General features: G+C 52.6%; 1 protein-coding gene. It reads left to right on the top strand.

Annotated features, from left to right (window positions below; all coding sequences use genetic code 11):
- Positions 1-101: 101 nt before the first annotated feature.
- Positions 102-1,063 (top strand): AraC family transcriptional regulator (locus OOZ53_RS26480; protein WP_271092805.1); only part of this gene is annotated, 962 nt, incomplete at its 3' end.

Here is a 1,063-nt window from a genome sequence, read left to right as displayed (position 1 = left end):
AGCAGACAGGCTACAGGTTCCGGTTGAAAAGCTCTGCCATCTTGATGCTGGTCATCCAATCCGCGTTAGCCTGTTAACGATGAAGTTGGGATATGCAGCCCATGGCGATGTCTATCAAATCATTCGAGAAGTTTTGCCAGCTCTACGGCGTGGTCGAGAAAGGAGAGATTGAAGAAGTCGGTGAGATGATCTCCCGGAATGTGACCGCCTACAAGGCCGAGCCGCTTGAACGCCCGCACAATGAAATAAGGGCTCAAATCGCATGTGCAACCACGCAGGACATCAGCCTGGTGTATCTCGACTGGAGCGCACCTTCTATCGGCATGTCGCTTGCCAAACAGGATGACTTCAATCTTCGAATAACGCTGAGGGGTGAAGTATGCACGACTGACCCGTATTTGGGTCAGGTTAGCGCGGAAAAAGAAATCGGCCATGCCAGGATATTCAGCCTGACGGAAGACACGAGAACCTACAGCAAAGGTCACACCGCGGTTAACCTCGTCATTCCCCATGCCCGTTTGGAAGAAAGAGCGAAATCATATTATCAGAACCAGCTGGACAAGCCGCTGAGGTTTGCCCCGACAATGAACCTGTCGACCGTTCAGGGTCAGTCGATATCTGCTTTGATCGAATACTTCATGAGTTTGCACAACGAGTCTGCCCAATGTTTCGACAACCCGATCGTGCGCGCGCAGTTTCGCGAGCTCATGTTCTCCAACATCATCGGTGGCATGGAGCACAACTACGCAGACGTCTTTAACAAGGGTGCGAGTGACGTTGCCATTCCTCGAATCGTCAAGAGAGCCGAGGACTACATGAGAGCCAACGCTGACAAACCGGTCACCATTGAACGCCTGGCGAGAGAGGCCGGCTGTAGCGAACGTGCTCTCCAATATGGGTTCAAGGAGTTTCGACACAAGAGCCCCCTTACGGTGCTGCGCGATATCCGGCTGGAGAATGCCTTTGACGATTTGGTTCAGGCTTCCGGCAGTGTGACGGAAATCGCATTCAGGTGGGGGTTCGGCAACCTTGGAAGGTTCTCGAGATTGTTTGAGGAGAAGTA

The organism is Allohoeflea poritis, from assembly GCF_027889715.1.
GTDB lineage: Bacteria > Pseudomonadota > Alphaproteobacteria > Rhizobiales > Rhizobiaceae > Hoeflea_A > Hoeflea_A poritis.
This window is presented reverse-complemented; position numbering and strand designations above follow the sequence as displayed.